This window comes from Streptomyces sp. Je 1-4 4N24 (assembly GCF_026239515.1).
Classification (GTDB): Bacteria; Actinomycetota; Actinomycetes; order Streptomycetales; family Streptomycetaceae; genus Streptomyces; species Streptomyces nigrescens.
Genome location: NZ_CP110836.1, coordinates 3330803 through 3353682 on the forward strand (window position 1 = coordinate 3330803; position 22880 = coordinate 3353682).

Annotated in this window: 18 protein-coding genes; 7 read left to right on the forward strand and 11 right to left on the reverse strand. The window is 71.1% G+C overall.

From position 1 onward, the window contains the following. Positions 1-2: 2 nt before the first annotated feature. Positions 3-1922, reverse strand: coding sequence for a P-loop NTPase fold protein (locus SLV14N_RS14160; protein ID WP_208681216.1), 1920 nt, complete (start codon positions 1920-1922; stop codon positions 3-5). Positions 1923-2084: 162 nt separating this feature from the next. Between SLV14N_RS14160 and SLV14N_RS14165 the strand changes: the two genes are divergently transcribed. After that, complete coding sequence (locus SLV14N_RS14165) at positions 2085-3296, forward strand: pyridoxal phosphate-dependent aminotransferase (protein ID WP_018089282.1); 1212 nt, start codon at positions 2085-2087, stop codon at positions 3294-3296. An 85-nt stretch (positions 3297-3381) separates the two neighbouring features. Beyond that, entirely contained in the window at positions 3382-3849 is a 468-nt protein-coding gene (locus SLV14N_RS14170) for a hypothetical protein (RefSeq protein ID WP_208681217.1), read from the forward strand. Between the two features lie 300 nt (positions 3850-4149). Here SLV14N_RS14170 and SLV14N_RS14175 read toward each other — a convergent pair whose 3' ends face one another. Further along, complete coding sequence (locus tag SLV14N_RS14175; protein WP_208681218.1) at positions 4150-5991, reverse strand: phosphoenolpyruvate carboxykinase (GTP); 1842 nt, start codon at positions 5989-5991, stop codon at positions 4150-4152. A 239-nt stretch (positions 5992-6230) separates the two neighbouring features. Between SLV14N_RS14175 and SLV14N_RS14180 the strand changes: the two genes are divergently transcribed. Together SLV14N_RS14180 and SLV14N_RS14185 are read left to right on the forward strand one after the other, a co-directional pair. Continuing rightward, positions 6231-6947: a hemolysin III family protein gene (locus SLV14N_RS14180; protein WP_208681219.1), complete on the forward strand. Its 717-nt coding sequence runs from the start codon at positions 6231-6233 to the stop codon at positions 6945-6947. Positions 6948-7274: 327 nt separating this feature from the next. Beyond that, positions 7275-7901, forward strand: a complete 627-nt coding sequence (locus SLV14N_RS14185) for a TetR/AcrR family transcriptional regulator (protein WP_208681220.1) — start codon at positions 7275-7277, stop codon at positions 7899-7901. Here the strand turns inward: SLV14N_RS14185 and SLV14N_RS14190 are convergent. The 4 genes from SLV14N_RS14190 to SLV14N_RS14205 all read right to left on the reverse strand — a co-directional run bounded on the left by SLV14N_RS14190 (position 7891) and on the right by SLV14N_RS14205 (position 13104). After that, on the reverse strand, positions 7891-8385 hold the full coding sequence (locus SLV14N_RS14190) for a MerR family transcriptional regulator (RefSeq protein ID WP_208681221.1): 495 nt from the start codon (positions 8383-8385) through the stop codon (positions 7891-7893). The genes SLV14N_RS14185 and SLV14N_RS14190 overlap by 11 nt on opposite strands. A gap of 23 nt (positions 8386-8408) precedes the next feature. Then, positions 8409-9866, reverse strand: coding sequence for an amidase (locus SLV14N_RS14195; protein ID WP_208681222.1), 1458 nt, complete (start codon positions 9864-9866; stop codon positions 8409-8411). 72 nt (positions 9867-9938) lie between these two features. Next, the gene (locus SLV14N_RS14200) at positions 9939-10946 is read right to left on the reverse strand and encodes an NADP-dependent oxidoreductase (RefSeq protein ID WP_208681223.1); all 1008 of its coding nucleotides are present in this window, start codon (positions 10944-10946) and stop codon (positions 9939-9941) included. A gap of 115 nt (positions 10947-11061) precedes the next feature. Continuing rightward, the gene (locus SLV14N_RS14205; RefSeq protein ID WP_208681224.1) at positions 11062-13104 is read right to left on the reverse strand and encodes a thioredoxin domain-containing protein; all 2043 of its coding nucleotides are present in this window, start codon (positions 13102-13104) and stop codon (positions 11062-11064) included. A gap of 146 nt (positions 13105-13250) precedes the next feature. Here SLV14N_RS14205 and SLV14N_RS14210 point away from each other — a divergent pair, with 146 nt between their 5' ends. Further along, complete coding sequence (locus SLV14N_RS14210; protein WP_208681225.1) at positions 13251-16532, forward strand: tetratricopeptide repeat protein; 3282 nt, start codon at positions 13251-13253, stop codon at positions 16530-16532. A gap of 271 nt (positions 16533-16803) precedes the next feature. On the opposite strand, the gene SLV14N_RS14215 is transcribed toward SLV14N_RS14210, so the two are convergent. Together SLV14N_RS14215 and mca are read right to left on the reverse strand one after the other, a co-directional pair. Next, a complete protein-coding gene (locus SLV14N_RS14215) occupies positions 16804-17052 on the reverse strand; it encodes a hypothetical protein (RefSeq protein WP_208681226.1) in 249 nt (82 codons plus the stop codon). 4 nt (positions 17053-17056) lie between these two features. Beyond that, entirely contained in the window at positions 17057-17929 is an 873-nt protein-coding gene (gene mca / locus SLV14N_RS14220) for a mycothiol conjugate amidase Mca (RefSeq protein ID WP_078885506.1), read from the reverse strand. A gap of 131 nt (positions 17930-18060) precedes the next feature. Between mca and SLV14N_RS14225 the strand changes: the two genes are divergently transcribed. Together SLV14N_RS14225 and greA are read left to right on the forward strand one after the other, a co-directional pair. Continuing rightward, positions 18061-18471, forward strand: a complete 411-nt coding sequence (locus SLV14N_RS14225) for a DUF4307 domain-containing protein (RefSeq protein WP_208681227.1) — start codon at positions 18061-18063, stop codon at positions 18469-18471. 331 nt (positions 18472-18802) lie between these two features. Next, positions 18803-19300, forward strand: coding sequence for a transcription elongation factor GreA (gene greA / locus SLV14N_RS14230; protein WP_208681228.1), 498 nt, complete (start codon positions 18803-18805; stop codon positions 19298-19300). Positions 19301-19404: 104 nt separating this feature from the next. Here greA and SLV14N_RS14235 read toward each other — a convergent pair whose 3' ends face one another. The 3 genes from SLV14N_RS14235 to ilvA form a co-directional block, all read right to left on the reverse strand. Further along, positions 19405-20283, reverse strand: a complete 879-nt coding sequence (locus SLV14N_RS14235; RefSeq protein ID WP_263269524.1) for an ABC transporter permease — start codon at positions 20281-20283, stop codon at positions 19405-19407. Further along, positions 20280-21371, reverse strand: a complete 1092-nt coding sequence (locus tag SLV14N_RS14240; RefSeq protein WP_263269525.1) for an ATP-binding cassette domain-containing protein — start codon at positions 21369-21371, stop codon at positions 20280-20282. Before SLV14N_RS14240 ends, SLV14N_RS14235 begins: the two co-directional genes overlap by 4 nt. A gap of 276 nt (positions 21372-21647) precedes the next feature. Then, positions 21648-22853, reverse strand: coding sequence for a threonine ammonia-lyase (gene ilvA, locus SLV14N_RS14245; RefSeq protein WP_208687867.1), 1206 nt, complete (start codon positions 22851-22853; stop codon positions 21648-21650). Positions 22854-22880 lie beyond the last annotated feature (27 nt).

A 22880-nucleotide genomic window follows, 5' to 3' on the forward strand; every position in this document is an offset into this window, starting at 1 on the left:
CGTCAGATGGAGGGGACCCACCCGCCCTCCACCAGCGTCATGCTCCGAGGCCGCTTCCCCTTGGCCGCGCGCCGGACCAGCCGCTCGATCTCGGACCCATCGCTCGTCAGATACGCCTGCAACTCCTTGGCCAGCGCCATACGTTCCGGAGTGACACGGCCCGCGTAGAAGACGACGTAGCCGTCGTAGCGGCCGTCGTGCCGCAGGCGTGCGATGTGCTCCAGGCCCTCCCGCGGATTGCCGCCCCGGTCGATGTCGGAGATGATCAGCGTCGGCCGTTCGACGGCGATCGCGGCGTCCGCGGCTGCGGAATCCTCGGCGATCCGCACCGCCGCGCCCGCCGCCCTGAAGGCGGCGATCAGGGACTCGTTGTTCCGCGGGCGGTCGTCCACCCACAGGATGTGCACACCACTCAGCACCTGGCCATCCGCGCGGGGTGCCGCGGTCCGGTCCGGCGACACCGTGCCGTACAGCTGCCCCTGAGGCGGACGCGCCTGGGCATACGGGGCGGGCTCCGCCTGCACCGGAGCCGGGAGCGAGGCCCCTTCGCGCAACCGCCGCAGCAGCTCGTCGGAGCGGGGCAGCGCCACCAGCCCCTCGATCAGCGAGGTGAACTCCTGGTCGGACACCATCTCCGGGAAACCGCTGGGCAGTTGGCGCTCCAGCCGGCTCAGGGTCTCGCCCCGTGCGGTCCTCAGGTCCTGTTCCGGCAGGTCGTGCTCGCGGAGAAAGCGGTTCACCCGGGGCAGCTCCGCCTCGGGAACCGATTGCGGTGTCCGCAGCAGCCGGCGCACCTGCTGGTAGGTACGGAACTCGGCGATCACATCGCCCACACCGGCCCCCGGGGCACCGGCCACCATCCGGTAGAAGTCGGGGTAGAAATACTGCAGCAGCAACGTCCTGACCACCGCCTCGGGCGGGAAGTCCTCCCACATCGGATTGAGCGTCGCCTCCAGCACGAAGCCGTTCACCAGACGCTTGATGCGGCGCGGATTGCGGGCCGAGCGCTCCGCGAGCAGGGTGGTCAGCCGCTCGTCCAGGAGCTGGTCAATGCCGACGGCGCGGGCGCACCGGTCGATGTACTCCCGGACACCCTGCTGGTCGGGGACCGGAATGCGATAGCTGGTCTGGAAGATTTTTTCCATGAACGCCGAAGCGGCGGGCGACAGATCACGTAACAGCCCGTTGGGCGCCAGCGCCGAACGGTCGCAGCCGATGACGAACTCCAGCCCCGGCACGTCCAGATAGACCTTGACCGCCTCGCAGACGGCGAGCACCGTCTCCTCCGAACAGCGGTCGAGGTCGTCGATGAAGACGACCAGGAGCCGGCGCGGCCGGAAGTCGTCGGTCTGCGACCACTCCTGCACCAGTTCCCCGATCGCCCCGCGCATCTCGTTGCGGGCCTGGGAGTTGACGGACAGGCTGCGCCACAGCTCGTCGACCAGGCCGGCCACCCCGAGCGGCCCGGCTGCGACCGTCAGCACGGACCGTACGGCCCGCAGCAGTGCGCGCCGCTCGGAGATCCGCTGCAGTCCGCGCCGCAGCACCCGCCGGTCGAACCGCATCAGTACGGACTTGATCAGCCCTTCCAGCGCGTCGGCGCCGGTCGAGGTCCAGGCGTTGTACCAGACGGTGTGCACCTCGGGGGCCTGCGCCAGCTCCGCGTCGACCAGCCGCATCAGGCTGCTCTTGCCCATGCCCCAGCCGGCGTCGACGGCGAGGGTGAAGGGGGTGGAGTCACGGGAGGCGACCAGGAGCCCGGCGAGGCGGCGGGCGGCCCGGCCGGCGCCGAGCAGATCCGCACCGGACTCGGCCACCGGCTCATCGTTGAGCAGCGCGAACGGACCGGGTGACGGGGGTGCGGCCGACGGACGTGCGGCAGACGGCGGTGCGGCCTGGGGTAACGGTGCCGAGGTGGGCATGTGTCGGAGCGTAGCGGCGCATGCCCCCGCCCGTGGGGCCCCCGCGGAACCGGCACCACACCCCCACTCCGTCACCGGGCGTGAGGAAGTCCACACCGTCGGCTGATCAACGTGGGGAAAAACACCGGGCGGCCACCGAAACACGCCCGTAAGGTGGCGGACATGCAGGTGATCCAGTCAACGAAGCTCTCCAACGTCTGCTACGAGATCCGTGGCCCGGTGCTTGAGGAGGCCATGCGGCTGGAGGCGGCGGGTCACCGCATCCTCAAGCTCAACACCGGAAACCCGGCAGCGTTCGGCTTCGAGTGCCCGCCCGAGATCCTGGAGGACATCCTCCGCACGGTCGGGACGGCGCACGGCTACGGGGACGCCAAGGGCCTGCTCTCCGCCCGCCGCGCGGTGATGCAGCACTACCAGACGCAGGGCATCGACCTCTCCGTCGACGACATCTACCTGGGCAACGGCGTCTCCGAGCTGATCCAGATGTCGATGCAGGCCCTGCTGGACGACGGGGACGAGGTGCTGGTCCCGGCCCCGGACTATCCGCTGTGGACGGCGTCCGTCTCGCTCTCCGGTGGCACGGCCGTGCACTACCGCTGCGATGAGCAGGCGGACTGGATGCCGGACCTCGCCGACATCGAGCGCAAGGTCACCGACCGCACCAAGGCCATCGTCGTCATCAACCCGAACAACCCCACGGGTGCCGTGTACGACGACGAGCTGCTGCGCGGTATCGCGGAGATCGCCCGCCGGCACAACCTGATCGTCTGCGCCGACGAGATCTACGACAAGATCCTCTACGACGGCGTCACCCACACCCCCTTCGCCTCACTCGCCCCCGACCTGCTGACCCTGACCTTCAACGGGCTGTCCAAGTCGTACCGGGTGGCGGGCTACCGCAGCGGCTGGATGGCGGTCTGCGGCCCGAAGGCGCACGCCTCCTCGTACATCGAGGGGCTGACGATCCTCGCCAACATGCGGCTGTGCGCCAACATGCCGGCCCAGCACGCGGTCGCCACCGCGCTCGGCGGCCGTCAGTCGATCAACGATCTGGTGCTGCCCGGCGGCCGGCTGCTGGAGCAGCGCGACACGGCGTACGAGCTGCTGACACAGATTCCCGGGGTCAGCTGCGTCAAGCCCAAGGGCGCGCTGTACGCCTTCCCGCGGCTGGATCCCAAGGTCTACAAGGTCAAGGACGACCGGCAGATGGTGCTCGATCTGCTGCGCGAGGAGAAGATCATGATCGTGCACGGCACCGGCTTCAACTGGCCGGAGCCCGATCACTTCCGCCTGGTCACACTGCCCAGCAAGGACGACCTGGCGGATGCCGTCACCCGGATCGGCTCCTTCCTCGACGGTTACGGACAGTACTGACCCGGAGCAATTTTCTGTACGCGCCATAACTTTAGACAGTGTCTAAGCTAGGATGGTCTCCTAGACGTTTTCAGGAGGCCGTCCCATGTACGAACCGATCCGCACCAAGTCGGTCCACACCATGGCCGCCGCCCCGGAGATCCCGCACCGCTCACGCGAACAGGAGCTGGACATCCGGCTCGCCGGCCAGCTGACCGCCCTGCTCACCGTCACCGATGAGCTGCATGCGCTGGCGACGCGGACGGACGGCGGCGCACAGGAGACCGGGCCGGCCGGCGCCGCGCTGGACGGTGCCGCGCTGGCTTCCGCCGCCGAGCGCATCGCCGAGCAGGTCGCGCGGCTGAGCGGCGGCCACTATCCGCTGCGCGCCGAGCCCACCGACGGCGGCGCCCCGGCCCGGATCGAGGCCCTCCAGCAGCGCGCCCACACCCTGGCCGGGAACGCCCTGGCGGTCGCCACCTCCCGGGGCGACTCCGCGGCCATGAACCTGGCGGCGGAGCGGATGGAGGCCCACACCGCGGCACTGCGGGACCGGGACCTCGCCACGGCCTGAGGCCGGGGGCGGACGGGACCCCGCGGCCTGAGCCCGGGGCGGACGGTACCCCGCGGCCCGGAGCCGCCCGCCCGCGTCACTCCACCGGCCCAACCGGCCGGCATCTCTTCACGCGCACGGTCCGTGCCGCCGCCCGGTCACTCAGCGCGAGCGCCATGCCCGGCCGGCCCGAACTCCGGCTACGGACGGGGAACATGAGGCGGGCCCGTACGGGCGGACGCGTGCGGGGCGGGCACCCACGAGCCGGGGCCCCGCACCTCATGTGCGGGGCCCCGGCCCGGTCGGTGTGCGCGGCGGTGACTAGCCGAGCCGCTGGACCAGTGCGCGGTACTCGTCCCACAGCTCCTTCGGCGTGTGGTCACCGAAGGTGTTGAGGTGCTCGGGGATCAGCGCCGCCTCCTCGCGCCACACGTCCTTGTCGACGGTGAGCAGGAAGTCGAGGTCGGCGTCGTCGAGGTCGAGGCCCTCGGTGTCCAGCGCCTCCTTCGTGGGCAGCACACCGATGGCGGTCTCGACGCCCTCGGCCTTGCCCTCCAGCCGCTCGACGATCCACTTGAGCACCCGGCCGTTCTCGCCGAAGCCCGGCCACACGAAGCGGCCCTTGTCGTCCTTGCGGAACCAGTTGACGTAGTAGATCTTCGGCAGCTTGGACTGGTCCTTGTCGGCACCGACCTTGACCCAGTGACCCATGTAGTCGCCCATGTTGTAACCGCAGAACGGCAGCATGGCGAACGGGTCCCGGCGCAGCTCGCCGACCTTGCCCTCGGCCGCGGCGGTCTTCTCGCTGGCGACATTGGCGCCCAGGAAGACACCGTGCTGCCAGGTCAGCGACTCGGTCACCAGCGGCACCGCGCTGGCGCGACGGCCGCCGAAGAGGATCGCCGAGATCGGCACGCCCTTGGGGTCCTCCCACTCGGGCGCGATGATCGGGCACTGGCCGGCCGGGACGGTGAAGCGGGCGTTGGGGTGGGCGGCCGGGGTCTCGGACTCCGGGGTCCAGTCGTTGCCCTTCCAGTCGGTCAGATGGGCGGGCTTCTCCTCGGTCATGCCCTCCCACCAGACATCGCCGTCGTCGGTGAGCGCGACATTGGTGAAGACGGAGTTGCCCCACATCGTCTTCATGGCGTTGGCGTTGGTGTGCTCGCCGGTGCCGGGCGCGACACCGAAGAAGCCGGCCTCGGGGTTGATGGCGTAGAGGCGGCCGTCCTCGCCGAAGCGCATCCAGGCGATGTCGTCACCGATGGTCTCTACGGTCCAGCCGGAGATCGTCGGCTCCAGCATCGCGAGGTTGGTCTTGCCGCAGGCGCTCGGGAAGGCGGCGGCGACGTACTTGGGCTCGCCCTGCGGCGGGGTGAGCTTGAGGATCAGCATGTGCTCGGCGAGCCAGCCCTCGTCACGCGCCATGACGGAGGCGATACGCAGCGCGTAGCACTTCTTGCCGAGCAGGGCGTTGCCGCCGTAGCCGGAGCCGTAGGACCAGATCTCGCGGTCCTCGGGGAAGTGCGAGATGTACTTGGTGGAGTTGCACGGCCACGGCACGTCGGCCTCGCCCTCGGCCAGGGGCGCGCCCAGGGAGTGCACCGCCTTGACGAAGAAGCCGTCCTCGCCGAGTTCGTCGAGGACCGGCTGCCCCATGCGCGTCATGGTGCGCATCGAGACCGCGACATAGGCGGAGTCGGTGATCTCCACGCCGATCGCGGAGAGCGGGGAGCCGAGCGGGCCCATACAGAACGGGACGACATACATCGTCCGGCCGCGCATCGCACCGCGGAAGATGCCCTGCTCACCAGCGAAGCTGCTGTCTCCACCGGTAAAGATGGCCCGCATTTCGGCGGGGTCCTTCCAGTGGTTGGTGGGGCCGGCGTCCTGTTCCTTCGCGGAGCAGATGAAGGTGCGGTCCTCGACCCGCGCCACGTCCGAGGGGTCGGAGGCCGCGTAGTACGAGTTGGGGCGCTTGATCGGGTCGAGCTTCTTGAACGTGCCCTTGTCGACGAGCTCCTCGCACAGACGCTCGTACTCCGCCTCCGAGCCGTCACACCAGACGACCCGGTCGGGCTGGGTGATCGCTGCGATCTCGTCGACCCAGGAGATGAGCTCCTGGTGACGGGTGAGGACGGGGGGAGCCGCGTTGTCGCGCGCCACGATCGCTCCTAGATGAGGGTGTGGACGAATTTATGCCCGATTTGACCGGGAAAATCCGCTTCTTTAGATGTCTACCCCTTGGGGGCTGCGACCCGGATGCTTCGTGACCGCTCATCCGGTGCCGACCGCACTCATTTGATCATCCGACCGTTATGGGGTTCTGTCCAGAGGGCGCCTTCGTGACCGTCACCACTTCGGCATGAATCCGTAACTTACGGTCGCGTAGGTAGCATTGCGCCATGACTTCCGCGCCCGACGCCGCCGAGAGCCAGACCTCCTCCGCTCCGCACGCGATCGCGGCGGTCGCCGCCGTGGCCGCACCCCTCAAACCCAGACTCCGCGGCTGGCTGCACGCCGGAATGTTCCCCGCCGTACTCCTCTCCGGCGTCATACTCACCGCCCTCGCCGACAGCCCCCGTGGCCGCCTGGCCTGCGCCATCTACACCCTGACCGCCTGCCTGCTCTTCGGGGTCAGCGCCCTCTACCACCGCGGCAATTGGGGACCGCGCGCCGACGGCGTACTGCGCCGGCTCGATCACGCCAATATCTTCCTGATCATCGCGGGCACCTATACGCCGCTGACGATGCTGCTCATGCCCGGCTCCCGCGGACAGACGCTGCTCTGGGCGGTCTGGGCGGCCGCACTGGCCGGGATCATCTTCCGGGTCTTCTGGGTCGGCGCTCCACGCTGGCTCTACACCCCCTGCTACATCGCCATGGGCTGGGCCGCCGTCTTTTTCCTGCCCGACTTCCTGCACACCGGCGGCGTCGCCGTCCTCGTCCTGGTCATCGTCGGCGGACTGCTCTACAGCGCCGGCGGCGTCATCTACGGGCTCAAGCGCCCCAACCCCTCACCTCGGTGGTTCGGCTTCCACGAGGTCTTCCACTCCTTCACCCTGGCGGCCTTCGTCGTGCACTACGTCGGTATCTCCCTGGTGGCCTACACGCACGCCTGAGGCACCCCGGCCCGAGTGGCCGGCGCCCCCGATCCCCCGCGCCCCATGGCCGCGGCCTTCCCGGCCGCGGCCATGCGCCGTATCGGGACCTTCGCAGAACCGGGGTCTCCGCAGAACCGGGACCTTCACGGGACACCTCCACCCATCCCCTGCATCTCACTCACAGTGACCATTCCCACGCCACAGCGTGACACACCCCACTGACAGTCAAGGCCGTGGAATTTCCGCGGCGGTGCCGACGGCCGTTTCCGCCCTCGTACGGGGCGCCGTACGGGGGTTGGGCCCGGCCGTGGCCTCCGGGACACCTGATGCCTGACAATGCTGCGCATGGTCTCCGCACGTACCTCTGCCACCACGCCGCCCGGGACACCGAAGATCGGGCTGCGGGAGCGGAAGAAGATCCAGACCCGGCAGGCGATCCGGCGGGCCGCCTACCGGCTCTTCGAGGAGCAGGGGTACGACGCGACCCCCATCGACCAGATCGCCGAGGCCGCCGATGTCTCACCGAGCACGGTCTTCCGCTACTTCCCGACCAAGGAAGACATCGTGCTCACCGACGAGTACGACACCGCGCTGGAGGCCGGGCTGCGGGCCCGTCCCGCGGACGAGCCCATGGTCGAGTCGATGCGGCGGGTCACGGTCGAGGCGCTGCGCGAGATCGCCGCTGCCGACCGCGGCGAACTCGTCCAGCGCATCCGGCTGATCCGTGAAGTACCCGCGATCCGGGGCCGTACGGCCGAGAACACCGCCCGGGACGCCGCGTTGATCAGCGCCGTGCTGGCGGAGCGCACCGGCCGCCCCGCCGACGATCTGGAGCTTCGGGTGATCAGCGCGGCGATCCTGGCCGCGCTCCAGGAGGCGATGCTGAACTGGGTCGAGGGCGGCGAGAGCGCCGAACTGGAGGCGCTGATCGACCAGACGATGGATGTGCTGGCGCGGGGCCTCACGCTCTGACGGCGGGGGCGTCCGGGGCACGCGCGTCCTCCAGCCGGAAGAGCGCGCCGCTGTCCGCCCCCGCGCGTACCGTGCCGTCCGGTGCGGCCGGCTCCGTCGCCTCGGCCTCCGGTTCGCCCAGGCGCGCCGCGAGTCGCGCCCGGAGGTGCAACAACCGCGCGATACGGGCATCCAGGTCGGCGAGCCGGCGCCGGGCCACCGTCTCCACGGCCGAACAGCGGCCCAGACGGGGTTCTTGGGAGAGCAGGTCCGGCACCTCGTCGGCCGGCACCCTGCGCAGCAGATGGGCGAAGGCCCGTACGTCCCCGACCGTCAGCCCCGCGTCCCGGAGTTCGCGCACCGCCCGCAGCCGCCGGATGTCCTCCTCGTCGTACACCCGATGGCCGGACGGTGTCCTACGGGCCGTCACCAGCCCCTGCTGTTCGTAGTAGCGCAGCGCCCGCGGTGTCATTCCGGCAGCCGCCGCGGCGTCCCCGATGCGCATCTCCCCCTCCTTCGTCGCCGTACTCAGTCCGCCCGTTCCGGGCCCGGACGCCGGCCCGCACTCCGTGGGCCGCCGACGTTCCGTGCGCTCTGGTTGGGCACGGCCGTGTTCCGCCCGCCCCTGTTGAGCATGTCCTCGTTGAGTACGTGCTCGATGCCTGCCGCCCCGTGGAGCAGGTCTTCGTCCGCGCCGGATCCGCCGATGAGCTGGAGTCCCATCGGCAGCCCGTTGGCGGCGTGCCCCGCGGGCAGGCTGACGGACGGCAGCCCGGCGTTGCTCCACGGCAGGCACATGATCGAGGCGCCGGTGGTGGTGAGTCCGGCGGGCGCCGGCCCGGTGGCCGACGGGGCGATCCACAGATCGATACCGGCCGCGGCGCGGTCCGCCGCGAGCCGTGCGCGAAAGGCGCTGCGCCGTGCCCGGGCCGCCTCGTAGGCGGCGTCGCCGATCGTCCGGCCCTCCCGGATGGCCGCCGTGGTCTCCTGGCGATAGCGGTCGCCGAAGCGGGTGAACCATTCCTGGTGCGCCCGCGCCACTTCATAGCGGTTCATCGTGCGCAGCTGCTCCACGATCTGCTCGAAGTCGTCCATCACCGGCACCTCGTGGACGGCGTACCCGGCGGCCCGCAGCAGCTCCCGCTGCTCCTCGAAGGCGCGCAGGGCCTCGTCGCCGGCGCGCTCCAGGTAGGGGCCGGACGGCACGCCCAGCACCGGGCGCGGCCCGCGCCCCGCCGGGTTCCTCCACCGGGCACTCCGGCCGGCTTCGTTCAGCGGGTGCCCCCCTCGCCACCCGTCGACCAGCACCGACGCCGCCAGGGCGACACCCGCCACATCCGTGGCGTAGCAGCCCAGGGTGTCGAAACTCGTGGCGTTGGGGATCACCCCGTCGACCGGTATCCGCCCGTAGCTCGGCTTGAAGCCGACCACTCCGCAGTATGCGGCGGGCCGGATCATCGAGCCCACGGTCTGTGTCCCGATGGCCAGCGGCACCATCCCGGCGGCGACCGCGGCCGCCGAACCGCTGCTTGAACCGCCGGGCGTATGCGCCGGGTTGTGCGGATTGCGGGTCGGGCCCGGGGCCGTGACGGCGAACTCCGCGGTCACGGTCTTGCCCGCGATCAGCGCACCGGCGGCGCACAGCCGGTCGACGACGGCGGCCTGGGAGCCGCCGAGCACCTCGGACGGCAGCGCCGAGCCCGCGCGGGTGGGCAACCCGTCGACCTGCACGATGTCCTTGATGCCCACGAGGACGCCATGGAGGGCGGGCCGGCCGGCGGGGTCCCGCACATCGGCGGCAGTCCGCCGCGCCGCCTCCAGGAGCCGGGTACGCCGCCCGTCCTCGGGCACGAAGGCCCGCACCTGCGGATCGACGGTGTCGATACGGTCGCACGAGCGGATGACCGCGTCGACGGGGTCGTCCGTGCCGGCCCGTAGCGCCGCGGCTTCCTGGACAAGGGATCGCTTCCCGAGCAAGGTCGTCACGCTGCGAGGCTACAACCGGCGTCTGACAGCGGTGGTTTCCTCACTCCGCCCGCGCTCTCCCGGCGCCCCTGCTCACAACTCCACGAGTACGGCGCCCAGATGGCGTCCCTCGGTCAGTTCGCGCAGTGCCCGCGGCGCCTGCTCGATGCCGTGCAGCCGGGAGTGCGGGAAGGTGAGGGTGCCGTCGCGCAGCCCCTCGCCGAACCGCTGGTTCCACTCGGGGATCAGATCCATGTGCGCGTGCAGGGCGACACCGCGCAGGGTGATGTTGCGGGCGAGCAGCGAGAGGGTGTCGATCTCGGTCGTATGAGGCTTGCCGTCCTCGGACAGCTGGCTGGACAACGCCCCTACGAGGGCGAGCCGGGCACCCGTGTTGGCGACGGCGATGGCGGCCCCCAGCTGTTCGCCGCCCACGTTGTCGAAGAGCGCGTCGATGCCTTCCGGGGCCGCCGCACGCAGCTGCTCCTCGATGGGGCCGGCGCCGCGGATCACCACCGCGTCATAGCCGAATTCCTTGATGAGCCGTTCCGCCTTCTCCTGCGACCCGGTGCTGCCGATCACCCGGGCGGCGCCGCGCAGCCGGGCGATCTGACCGGCCAGGGAGCCCACGCCACCGGCCGCCCCGGTGACGAAGACCGTGTCCCCGGGGCGCACTTCGGCACCGCGCACGATGCCCATCCAGGCGGTGGCCCCCTGGGAGAGGTAGGCGGCCGGGTCGGGCATCAGGGCGGGGTCGCGCCGGTGTACGCCGTCGGCGTCCAGCAGGGCGTATTCGCGCCAGCCGAGGCGGTGTTCCACCAGGTCGCCTGGCGTGAGGTCGGTCCCCGGGGCGGCGACCACCTCGCCGAGGGCGGGCCCGTTCAGCGGCTCGCCGACCTCATAGGCGGGCACCGGCACGACGTTGTTCTCGTCCATCAGCGTGCGCATCACGGCGGCGACGCCCATCACGGTGTTGCGTACCAGCACCTGGCCGGGTCCGGGTTCCGGGACCGGCACCTCCACGATCTCGAAGAGGTCATCGGTGACCGGCCCCTGGGGGCGGGTGGTCAGGCGGACTTCGCGGTGTGTGCGGTGTGTCATGCGCCGAGGCTAGAACTTGACGCGCACGTCAAGGGCAACTCCGTCGCTGGTCCTAGGACCGGCGGCGGGGCCCCTGGGACGGCCCGCCGATCCGGGCGTCCCAGGGGCCTGCGGCTCATCCCCGGAGTCGCTCCGTCAGCTCCTCCGGGTCGGTCGTCGGCCGCTCGCAGGTGAAGTGGCGGCAGACATAGGCGGCCGGCCGGCCGTCGACCAGAGGGCGGTCCTGGAGGAGCGGTACCTCGTCGGCCCCGGGGGCGCCCAGCGCGACGGCCGCCCCGGGGGCGGTGCCGAGCAGCGCGGCGCGGTGCAGCGCCACGGTGGCCGGATCGCCCTGCGGGCCGACGACCGCGACCTCGCGCGGCCCGTCCAGTGCGGCCTCGGCGACGGCCAGACCCCATCCGATGAAGCGCGGGACCCGGCCGCCGAGCGCGGTGACGATGCCCAGGGCCCGCTCCGCGGCGTCCCGGTGGAGGTTGCTGCCGGTGAGCGCCGCATACGAGAGCAGGGCTCCGGCCGCCGCGGTCCAGCCGGAGGGCGTCGCGTTGTCGGTCGGGTCCTGGGGGCGGCGGATCAGCGCCTCGGCGTCGGCCGCGGTGTCGTAGAGCGCGCCGTCCTCGGTGCTGAACTGGAGCAGCACGGTGTCCAGGAAGAAGCCCGCGAACTCCACCCACACGCCCTCCCCGGTGACCGAGGCCAGGGTGAGGAAACCCTCCGCGACATCGGCGTAGTCCTCCAGGACACCGGAGTTGGCGCCGGGGGTGCCGTCGCGGGAGGTGCGGTGCAGCCGGGCGTGCCAGTCCATGTGGACGCGGACCAGCAGGTCGGCGGCGTCGGTGGCGGCCTGGATCAGATCCGGCCGGTCGAAGTAGGCACCGGTTTCGGCGAGCGCGGCGATGGCCAGCCCGTTCCAGGAGGCGACGACCTTGTCGTCGCGGCCGGGGCGCGGCCGCTCCTCCCGCGCCGCGAGCAGCCGCCGCTTGACGGAGGCCACCCGCTCGGCGTCCACCGGGCCTTCGGTGTCCGGGAGTTGGAGGACCGAGGCGCCCTCCTCGAAGGTGCCCTCCTCGGTGACGCCGAAGGTGGTGGCGGCGAATTCCGCGTCCTCGTCGCCCAGTACGGCGCGCAGCTGCCCGGGTGTCCAGACGTAGTAGGCGCCCTCGACATGCTTGCCGGTGCCCGAGCCGTCATCGCTGTCCGCGTCCAGTGCGGAGGCGAAACCGCCCTGTTCGGTACGGAGTTCGCGGACCATGAAGTCGGCGGTCCCGACGGCGATCCGGCGGGCCAGGTCCGAGCCGGTGGACCGCCACAGATGGGCGTAGGTCCGGCACAGCAGGGCGTTGTCGTAGAGCATCTTCTCGAAGTGCGGCACGGTCCAGGTGGCGTCCACCGCATAACGCGCGAAACCGCCGCCGAGCTGGTCGTAGATGCCGCCGCGGGCCATCGCCGCGCAGGTCGCCTGCACCATTTCCAGGGCTCCTTCGGAGCCGGTGCGGGCGTGGTGGCGGAGCAGGAATTCCAGCACCATGGACGGCGGGAACTTGGGCGCGCCGCCGAATCCGCCGTGCACCGCGTCGAATTCGCGGGTCAGGCCCATCAGGGCGCCGTGCAGCTCCTCGGGGCGCGGCGGCCGCCGGTCCGCGGGCAGCGATTCGGTCAGGGACCGTCCGGCGAGGTCGGCGACGATCCGGCCCGCGACCTCGCCGACCTCGTCGCGGCGGTCGGCCCAGGCACTGCGTACGCCGTCGAGGATCTGCCCGAACGACGGCATGCCGTGGCGGGGCTCGGGCGGGAAGTACGTACCGAAGTAGAAGGGCTCGGCGTCCGGGGTGAGGAAGACGGTCATGGGCCAGCCGCCCTGGCCGGTGGCGGCCTGCACGGCCTCCATGTAGACGGCGTCGACGTCCGGGCGCTCCTCGCGGTCGACCTTGACGGACACGAAGTGCTCGTTGAGCAGCGCGGCGGTGGCCGGGTCCTCGAAGCTTTCGTGCGCCATCACATGGCACCAGTGGCACGAGCTGTAGCCGACGCTGAGCAGCACCGGCACCCCACGCCGCCGGGCCTCCTCGAACGCGGCGGCGGACCACGGCCACCAGTCGACGGGGTTGTCGGCGTGCTGGAGCAGATACGGGGAAGTCTCATGAGCCAGGCGGTTCGGCATGGGTCCATCCTCTCCCAACGGGGACCGGTGAGCCGGGAGCGGAGGGAGTTGTCCACAGCCCTGCCGGAATTCGTGCGGACGCGGAACACTGAGCGTGCGGCGACGATCACCGCCGGAGACTGCTGGAACTGCTGGAGGGGGATGGCATGCCGGGCTCACTGGCTGTGCTGCGCGACGGCCACCGGGCGGAAGCGGAAGCGCTGTTGACCAGGGCGATCGAGGAAGAGGTGCGGCGCTCGGGCGGGCGGCTCGACGGGGACACGCTGCTCAGCAGGGCGCGCTCGGCGCTGGAGGAGCTGTCGGGCAGCGCCGCCGAGGAGTACACCGCGTACGTCCGGGCGCTGGACGAGGCGGCCGCCGGCCAGCCCTCGCTGGGCCGGCGGCTGACCCGCAAGGAGCTGGGGACCCCCGCGGTGGCGACGGCCGCGGCGGCGGTGGCGGCCTGCGGTGCGGACCTGGCGTACGGCACGGGCGCGGCCGCCGCGCTGGGCGCGGGCGCCGCCGTGGTGGTCGCGGGGGCGGCGGCCACGGTCGTGAAGCTGACCGCGGGCCACTGGCCTGCGGCGCACCAGGAGGCCGGGAGGCTCGGCCAGCCGGGTGGCGCCCAGCAGCTGCGGCTGCAGTGGCTGACCGCACTGGAGGTGCGGGGCATCCGGCCCTTTCTGGACCAGCAGCGGATGCTGACGGCGGCGGCCCGCGGCAGCGGCACGGCGTCCAAGCCGGCCGCCGCGACGGCCACCCGTGGTCCGCAGTTGCGCGGCGCTGACCGCAGCGCGGCGGCCCGCCAGCGGTCCGTACTGGAGCATTCGTTCGCCCAACTACCGCGTCCGGACGGCCCGTTCGCCGGACGCCGGGCGGAGCTGACACAGATCGCCCAGTGGGTGCATGCGGCCCGTGCGAGCACGGAAACCAAGCCGACGGTGGTGGTGCTGCACGGCGAGCCGGGGTCGGGCCGGACGGCGCTGGCGGTGCGGGCCACCCATCAGCTGCGTGATCAGTTCCGCGGCGCGTGTGTGGTGGATCTGCGCAGTGACACCCCCGGGGAAGTGCCGCTGCCGACCCGGGACGCGCTGCTGCATCTGCTCAACCGGCTGGGCGCGCCCCGCGAGCAGCTGCTGTTCCGCGAGCGGCCGTCCCAGGATCAGCAGGTCAAGCGGCTCACCGAGCTGTATCACCACCATCTGACCGGTCTGCCGGTGACGGTGCTGCTGGACGACGCCGCGGATGCGGAGCAGGTGCGCACGCTGGTGCCGGAGCGGTCCGACAGCCTGGTGCTGGTCACCTCCCGTACACCGCTGGAGCTGCCCGAGGACCTCCAGGCATGGGTGCATCAGCTGCCGGTGGGACCGCTGGACGCCGCGGGCACCGAAGAACTGCTGCGGGCCACTACCGCGGGCGGCAGTGAGGGCCCGGACGCGGCGGGCCCCTACGACTCACGGGCGATCGAGGAGATCTCCGGGCTGTGCGCGGGGCTGCCGCTGGCGCTGCGGGTGGCGGGCTCCTCGCTCGGTGCGCGCACCGCCACCGCGCTGGCCACGGACCTGGCGGCCCATGAGCGGCGGTCGCCGGTGGAGCGTGCGCTGTGGCTGCGCTACTCCGACCAGTCCGAGGCGGCCCGGCGGCTACTGCGCCGGCTGGCGCTGGTGGGCCGGGCGAGCCTGGGGGCGGCGGCCTCGGCGGCGCTGCTGGGCGTCGAACAGGCCGAGGCGGAGCGTCAGCTGACGACGCTGGCCCGCGCGGGGCTGATCGAGCATGTCCGCGGCGAGCGCTACCGCCTGCATGCCCTGGTGCACCGCTTCGCGCACGACCGGCTGGTGGACGAGGAGGAGCCGGGCGAGCGCGGCGCGGCCCAGGAGCGGCTGATCCGCGGCTATGCGGAGCTGGCCGACTCCGTCATCCGGCTGGTCGACGGCCGCACCTCCACCCGTGCCGACCGCTTCGGCTCGCACGGCTTCACCTCCCTGGACGCGGCCCTGCAGTGGCTGGACGACGAGACCAGCTTCATCACGTCCGCGCTGCGCCATGCCGACCACGGCGTGGACCAGGCGGCGGTCTCGCATCTGCTGGGCGCACTGGCCGACTACTGCCTGCTGCGCGGCGATCTCTACCGGCTGGGCGAGCTGAGCGAACTGACCCGGGCCGTCGGGCAGGGGCTGCTGGTCCGCTCGGTGCAGTGGCGCACGGGTGTGGCGGCCCGGCAGCTCGGCGAGCTGGACAAGGCGCGCACCACCCTGTCGTCGGTGGTCGATCTGTATTTCGAGGCGCAGCATCCGGCGGGCGCCGCCCGTGCGCTGCGCGATCTGGGCATCACGCTCCAGCAGCAGGGCAATCTCACCGAGGCCTCGGCCAAGCTCCGGGAGGCGCTGGAGCTGCAGTCCGGCGCCGATATGCACGGCGACCGGGCGTGGACGCTGCACGCCCTGGCGGCGGTGGAGCGGGACCGCGCACAGATCGCCGAGGCCCTCACCATGCTCCATGAGGCGCTGGAGCTCCACGAGGAGAGCGAGAGCGTGCACGGCCAGGCCTGGGCGCACTTCCAGCTCGGCCAGGTGCATCTGCGCAGGGGCGATGTGCCGGCAGCGGAGCGCGCCCTGCAGGCGGCGATGGAGCTCTACGGCCGTACCCACGACGAGCGCGGCGAGGCCTGGGCGATGACGCAGCTGGCGCGCGCCCGGCTGGTGGACGGCGATCCGGGGCCCGCGGTGGACCAGCTGCGGCAGGCGCTGCCGCTGCACCATCAGCACGAGGACGCCCGCGGTGAGGCCTGGACGATGTACTACCTGGGCCAGGCGCTGGAGGAGCGCGGGGAACACGATGCGGCGCTGCGGCAGCTGGAGCGGTCCCGGACGATGTTCAGCCGGATGCAGGACGCCTACGGTCTCGCCTGCGCCCGGCACCATTCGGGGCGGGTCACCCGTGATCTGCGGGCCGAGCAGACCGGCTCGCTGCGCAACAGCGGCTTCGCCCGGCAGCTGCTGCAGGACGCCCGTAAGGACTTCCAGCGGATCGGGGTGCCGCACGGGGAGGCGTGGTCCTGCCTGGAGTTGCTGATCATCGACGCCGGCAACGGCCGGGCGGCGCAGGCGCTGGAGCTGGCCGACGAGGCGGCGCGGCTCTTCGCCGGCTACGGCGACCGGCGCGGCGAGGACTGGGCGCGGTTCCTGCGCTGCACGCTGCTGCCGCTCGCCTCGCCCGGTGGCTCCGTGGTGGGCGCGGCCGTCGCCCAGGAGGAGCTGGCGCAGCTGGTCCGGGAGAAGCATGCGGCCCGCGATTCCAAGCTGGAGGACTGCGCGGAGGCGTTCGCGCTGCTGCTGGACCGCGGGGTGGAGCCGGAGTCGGGGTGGCAGGCATGGCGGCTGGGCATGGTGCCGAACCGCCATGCGCGCGAGGTCATGGGAGTGCTGATCGCCCCGTCCGGCACGGAGTGACGGCGGAGCGGGCCGGGGCGGGCGCCGTCATGCACGCCGGGCTCTCCCCCGCCGTCCGCACACCGATGGTGCCCCGAGGGCGGACACGCCCTCGGGCACCCGGGCCCGGCTCGCCGGCCGCTCGGACCGACGAGCCGCCGGGCCGGTCAGCCGGCCTTGGCCATCGGCCGGCCGTCGACCGCCACCCGGTCTCCATGGACCACCCGGTCCGCACGGAGCGGCCGGCTCCGTGGGCCGAGCGGTCCTCGCGGCGGGGCCGGCGGCCCCGCCGTCAGCTGGTCTTCGGCTCGGTGGCCGGTGCGGCGGCGGAGGCGGTGGTGCCTGCCTCGCCGCCGTCCGGCTCCTCGAAATCCACCTTCTTCATGTGCTTGTTCATGGACTTCATCAGCAGCCACACGGCGCCGCCGATGACCGCGAAGACGATGAAGCCGAGGACGCCGGGGGTCACCTTGTTCTTGTCGAAGCTGTCGGCAAGGGTGACGAAGTGCGTCAGGGCGAGGGTGCTGGTCGCGCTCATCATGGGGTCAATTGTTGCGGATGCCCGCGAAGAGGTCGTCCTCGGGGAGGGAAGTGTCCACGAGCGACTTCGCGAGCTCGTACTCCTCCGTCGGCCAGACCTCGCGCTGAATGTCCATCGGCACCCGGAACCACCCGCCGTCGGGGTCGATCTGGGTGGCGTGGGCGATCAGCGCCTTGTCACGGATCTCGAAGAATTCATCGCACGGGACATAGGTGGTCAGCGTGCGCTCCCGCTGCTCGAACTGCTTCCAGCGCTCCAGCCACTCGCCGTAGGGCGAGTCCATCCCGCGCGCCAGCAGCGCCTCGTGCAGCGCGACCGTACGGGGGCGGTTGAAGCCCTGGTTGTAGTAGAGCTTCTGGGGCTGCCAGGGCTCACCGGCCTCCGGGTACTTCTCCGGGTCGCCGGCCGCCTCGAAGGCCACCATCGTGATCTTGTGGGTCATGATGTGGTCCGGGTGGGGATAACCGCCGTTCTCGTCGTAGGTCGTGATGACCTGCGGCTTGAACGTCCGGATCAGGCGTACGAGGGGCTCGGCCGCCGCCTCGACATCCTGCAGTGCGAAGCAGCCGTCGGGCAGCGGCGGCAGCGGGTCGCCCTCGGGCAGCCCGGAGTCGACAAAACCCAGCCACTCCTGCTTGACGCCCAGGATCTCCCGGGCCTCGTCCATTTCCTTCTTCCGTACCTCGTGGATGTTCTCCTCGATGTACGGATCGCCCTGGAGCTTGGGGTTGAGGATGGATCCTCGCTCACCGCCTGTGCAGGTGGCGACCAGCACGTCCACCCCCTCGGACACGTACTTGGCCATGGTGGCCGCACCCTTGCTCGACTCGTCGTCGGGGTGGGCGTGAACCGCCATCAATCGCAGCTGCTCAGTCAAGACTCGATCCTCAATGAAGGGCCGGAGAAGATGCCTCCTATAGTGACCGAAGCGAGGGGGCGCTGTATTCCCAGGGGCGGGGACCCCCCGGGGGTTCATGGATCAGGTCCCCGTACCCAGGAGGACTGATCATGACCGCGGTGCGCGAAGGGCTCCCCGACGGACGCTACGGCCGCTCCGCGGATGAGCGCGCGGACCGTAAGCTCAAGATCATCGGCGCGGTGCTCGGTGCCGCACTGCTGGGCGTGATCGGCTGGTCCGGTATCTCCTACATCTCGGACCAGGACCTCAGTGGCCGCGTGATCGGCTGGGACGCGGTCTCCGACCACGCCGTCAAGGTCCATCTGGAGGTCGTCAAGGACACCGGCACCACGGGTGTGTGCACGCTCCGCTCCCAGGCCGAGGACGGCTCCGAGGTCGGCCGCAAGGACATCACCGTCGACCAGCGCTCGGGCCAGGTGGACACCGAGGTCACGGTGCGGACGACGAAGCGGGCGACCAACGCCGTGCTCGTCGGCTGTACGGCGTCCGGCGCCCGCTGACCCCACCGCCACCGCCTGCCGCCCGGCCCCACGAGCCACCGCCACCGCCTGCCGCCCGGCCCCACGGGCCACCGCGCACACGCACCGGCCACCCGCCCGCACATCGGGTCAACCGCACGCTCCGTCCCACCCGCCTCACCGGTCACGGCAGGCATCAGGCGTGTCGGGACCGCCTCTGAGCAGGGATGATGCGCTCCTGCGCGGTCGCTGTGAATTTCCTCTTCCCCGTTTTGTGCCGGAATTGTTAGGCTCGTGGTTTCGCCCACCTGTGAAGGCGCAAACCTTCCTGGTAGGGCGTTTGATTTATCCCCAGTACCGACGAGGAGCACCTGTGACCCAGACCAGCGAGAACGTCACCTGGCTGACCCAGGAGGCGTATGACCAGCTCAAGGCCGAGCTGGAGCACCTGTCTGGTCCCGCACGCGCCGAGATCACCGAAAAGATCGCGGCGGCCCGCGAGGAAGGTGACCTGAAGGAGAACGCCGGGTACCACGCGGCCAAGGAAGAGCAGGGCAAGCAGGAACTGCGTGTCCGCCAGCTCACCCAGCTGCTGCAGACCGCCAAGGTCGGCGAGGCCCCTGCCGCGACCGGCGTCGTCGCTCCCGGCATGGTCGTCACCATCGCGTTCGACGGGGACCCGGACGACACGCTGTCGTTCCTCCTGGCCTCCCGGGAGTACGCGAGCTCGGACATCGAGACCTACTCCCCCCAGTCGCCGCTGGGCACCGGCGTGAACGGCAAGAAGGTCGGCGCCCAGGCGGAGTACGAGCTCCCCAACGGCAAGACGGCGACCGTCAAGATCCTCGACGCCAAGCCGTACACCGGCTGAGTCCGAGACACCGCAGACGGCGAAGCGGCCCGGAGCGCGATGCTCCGGGCCGCTTCCCGTGTCGTACGCCGGATCCGTGGGCCGAAAGGCCGTCCCGGGGCGGCTCAGGCCGCGGCCGACCGGTACTTGCGGACGGCCAGCGTCCGGAAGACCGCGATGATCAGCACGGACCAGATCACCGAGGCCACCACGGGGTGCTCCATCGGCCAGGCACCGGTCACCGAGTTCGGCACCCGGTCGCTGGTGTTGCCGAACAGCTCCCGGGCGGCGGCCACCGTCGCACTGAACGGGTTCCACTCCGCGACATGCTGCAGAAACGCCGGCATGCCGTTGACCGGCACGAACGCGTTCGAGATGAAGGTCAGCGGGAAGAGCCAGATCAGCCCGCCCGACGTGGCCGCCTCGGGCGTGCGCACCGTGAGGCCGATGAGCGCGCCGATCCAGGAGAAGGCGTAGCCGAGCAGGAGCAGCAGCGCGAAGCCGGCCAGCACTTCGGCGAGGCTCTCGTGGGTGCGCCAGCCGATAAGCAGCGCGACGATCGCCAGCACCACCAGCGTCAGCGCGGTCTGCACGAGGTCGGCGAGGGTCCGGCCGGTGAGCACCGCGCCCCGGGACATCGGCAGCGACCGGAACCGGTCGATGAGGCCCTTGTGCATGTCATCGGCGATACCCGCACCGGCCCCCGCCGTGGCGAAGGTGACCGTCTGCGCGAAGATCCCGGCCATCAGGAACTCGCGATACGCCTGGGCGTCGCCCACCGGGGCGCCGGGGATGTTGATGGAACCGCCGAAGACATAGGTGAACAGCACCACGAACATGATCGGCTGGATGAGCCCGAAGATCACCACTTCGGGGATGCGGATCATCCGGATCAGATTGCGCTTGGCGACCACCAGGGAGTCGCGTACGGAGCGGCTGAATCCGCCGCGTGGCTGCGGGGTCCGGACGGGGGCGCCGCCGGCCGCTTCGGTCACCGTGGTCACTTCACGCCCTCCTTGTCGGTCGTCGGGTCCGCGTCCACGGCATCGGCCGCCGCACCTGTCCCGTCCGGTCCGGCCTTCCTGCCCTTCTTCTGCCGCCCGACAGCACCGCCGCCCTCCTTGCCGCCGTCGGCGCCGTTGCCGTCCGCGGTCTCGGCGGCATGGCCGGTCAGCGAGATGAACACATCGTCGAGGGTCGGGCGGCGCAGCCCGATGTCATCTATCTCCACACCGCGGAGATCGAGTTCGCGGATGACCTCTGCGAGCAGCTTGGCGCCGCCCGTCACCGGGATCGTGAGCTTGCGGATGTGCGGATCGACGGTGCCCTCGCCCTTGCCGAAACCGCGCAGGACCTCGTCGGCGACGGTGAGGTGCTCGGGGGCGTGCACCACGACCTCGACGCGCTCGCCGCCGGTGCGCGCCTTGAGCTGGTCGGAGGTGCCGCGGGCGATGACCTTGCCATGGTCGACGACGCAGATGTCATGGGCGAGGCGGTCGGCCTCCTCCAGATACTGCGTGGTGAGCAGCAGGGTCGTACCGCCGGCGACCAGCTCCTGTATGACCTCCCACAGACCCTGGCGGTTACGGGGGTCCAGTCCGGTGGTCGGCTCGTCCATGAACATCACGGGCGGGCTGAAGACGAGTGCGGCCGCGAGGTCGAGCCGGCGGCGCATACCGCCGGAGTAGGTCTTGGCGGTGCGGTCCGCGGCATCGCCGAGATGGAAGCGTTCCAGCAGTTCAGCGGCTCGCCGCTTGGCGTCGCGCCCACTCATCTGGTAGAGCTGGCCGACCATTATCAGGTTCTCGCGGCCGGTCAAGTACTCGTCGACGGCGGCGAATTGGCCGGACAGGCCTATGGAGCGCCGCACTGTGTCGGGGTGTGCAAGAACATCGATCCCGGCGACCACCGCCTTGCCCCGGTCGGGCTGGAGGAGGGTCGTCAGGACCCGTACGGCGGTGGTCTTGCCGGCACCGTTGGGGCCGAGCATTCCGAGGACTGTTCCTTCGGGGACGTCGAGGTCGACGCCGTCCAGTGCCCTCACGTCGCCGAAGGTCTTCACCAGACCTTCGGCGTAAATGGCGCCTGGCATAGGGGTACTCCCATGACTTGGGTCAGTTCCAGGTCGAATATTACGGTTGGCGTTCTATGCCTGCTCTGTGGGCATTTGTCCGCAACGGAACGCCATGACGTACCGGCACCCCGCAGCCGCGATACTAGCGCGCAAACGCGATACATCGCGATAGATATTTCAGTTTTCCCGCGCACCGGTGGAGGGGAACGGACGCGCGCCGACGCGTGTGGGGCGCCACGGTATACCCGTGGCGCCCCATGGCCCCATCCCTTTTCCGCGCCTTTGGCGCAGGCCTCACTCGGCGACGACGTACCCCGCCTCGTGCAGCGCCGCGCGCAGTTCGTCGCAGTGCGCCGGCCCCTTGGTCTCCAGATGCAGCTCCACCTCGACCTCGGTCAGACCGAGCCGCGGATCCGTGCGCACATGGCCCACATCGAGGACGTTCGCATCGGCCACCGACAGCACCCCCAGCAGCGTCGCCAGCGCCCCCGGCCGGTCCGTCAGCCGCAGCCGCAGCGAGAGATAGCGCCCGCCGGCCGCCATACCGTGCCGCAGGATGCGCTGCATCAGCAGCGGATCGACATTGCCGCCGGACAGCACCGCGACCACCGGCCCCTCGAAGGACTCCGGATCGGCGAGCAGCGCCGCCACCGGGCTCGCCCCGGCCGGCTCCACCACCAGCTTCGCCCGCTCCAGGCACAGCAGCAGCGCACTGGAGAGCTGGTCCTCGGTGACCGTACGGACCTCGTCCACCAGCTCCTCGACCATCCCGAAGGTCACCTCGCCGGGCCGCCCGACCTTGATGCCGTCCGCCATCGTCGACAGCCCCTCGATCGCCACCGGACGCCCGGCCGCCAGCGACGGCGGATAGCAGGCCGCACCCGCCGCCTGCACCCCGACAACCTTCACATCCGGCCGCAGCGCCTTCACCGCGAGCGCGATCCCGGCCACCAGCCCGCCGCCGCCGACCCCGACGACGATGGTCCGTACCTCCGGGCACTGTTCGAGGATCTCCAGGCCGACCGTGCCCTGCCCGGCGATGATGTCGTGATGGTCGAAGGGGTGGATGAAGACCGCGCCGGTCTCGCGCGCGTGGTCCTGGGCGGCGGCCAGCGTCTCGTCCACCACATGGCCCTGCAGCCGCACCTCCGCCCCGTATTCACGGGTCGCGGCGACCTTCGGCAACGGGGCTCCGACCGGCATGAACACCGTTGAGCGCACCCCCAGCAGGGACGCCGCGAGCGCCACCCCCTGCGCATGGTTGCCCGCGCTCGCGGCCACCACACCGGCCGCCCGCTCCTGCGCCGAGAGCCCGGCGATCCGTACGTACGCGCCACGGATCTTGAAGGAGCCGGTGCGCTGGAGGTTCTCGCACTTGAGGTGCACGGGCGCGCCGACCAGCCCGGACAGATAGCGGCTGCCCTCCATCGCGGTGGCCCGGGAGACACCGGAGAGCATCTTGTGCGCCGCCCGGATGTCGTCAACCGTGATCGCGGCCATCGGCCCCTCGGCGGGAAGCGCGATGGG

Excerpts from the sequence above, each read along its gene's own strand:
- SLV14N_RS14205 (WP_208681224.1), bottom strand. The coding sequence starts at position 13,104 with ATGCCGAACCGCCTGGCTCATGAGACTTCCCCGTATCTGCTCCAGCAC.
- SLV14N_RS14215 (WP_208681226.1), bottom strand. The coding sequence starts at position 17,052 with ATGATGAGCGCGACCAGCACCCTCGCCCTGACGCACTTCGTCACCCTT.
- SLV14N_RS14200 (WP_208681223.1), bottom strand. The coding sequence starts at position 10,946 with ATGACACACCGCACACACCGCGAAGTCCGCCTGACCACCCGCCCCCAG.
- SLV14N_RS14160 (WP_208681216.1), bottom strand. The coding sequence starts at position 1,922 with ATGCCCACCTCGGCACCGTTACCCCAGGCCGCACCGCCGTCTGCCGCA.
- SLV14N_RS14165 (WP_018089282.1), top strand. The coding sequence starts at position 2,085 with ATGCAGGTGATCCAGTCAACGAAGCTCTCCAACGTCTGCTACGAGATC.
- ilvA (WP_208687867.1), bottom strand. The coding sequence starts at position 22,853 with ATGGCCGCGATCACGGTTGACGACATCCGGGCGGCGCACAAGATGCTC.
- SLV14N_RS14210 (WP_208681225.1), top strand. The coding sequence starts at position 13,251 with ATGCCGGGCTCACTGGCTGTGCTGCGCGACGGCCACCGGGCGGAAGCG.
- SLV14N_RS14240 (WP_263269525.1), bottom strand. The coding sequence starts at position 21,371 with ATGCCAGGCGCCATTTACGCCGAAGGTCTGGTGAAGACCTTCGGCGAC.
- SLV14N_RS14185 (WP_208681220.1), top strand. The coding sequence starts at position 7,275 with ATGGTCTCCGCACGTACCTCTGCCACCACGCCGCCCGGGACACCGAAG.
- SLV14N_RS14190 (WP_208681221.1), bottom strand. The coding sequence starts at position 8,385 with ATGCGCATCGGGGACGCCGCGGCGGCTGCCGGAATGACACCGCGGGCG.
- SLV14N_RS14225 (WP_208681227.1), top strand. The coding sequence starts at position 18,061 with ATGACCGCGGTGCGCGAAGGGCTCCCCGACGGACGCTACGGCCGCTCC.
- SLV14N_RS14170 (WP_208681217.1), top strand. The coding sequence starts at position 3,382 with ATGTACGAACCGATCCGCACCAAGTCGGTCCACACCATGGCCGCCGCC.
- SLV14N_RS14180 (WP_208681219.1), top strand. The coding sequence starts at position 6,231 with ATGACTTCCGCGCCCGACGCCGCCGAGAGCCAGACCTCCTCCGCTCCG.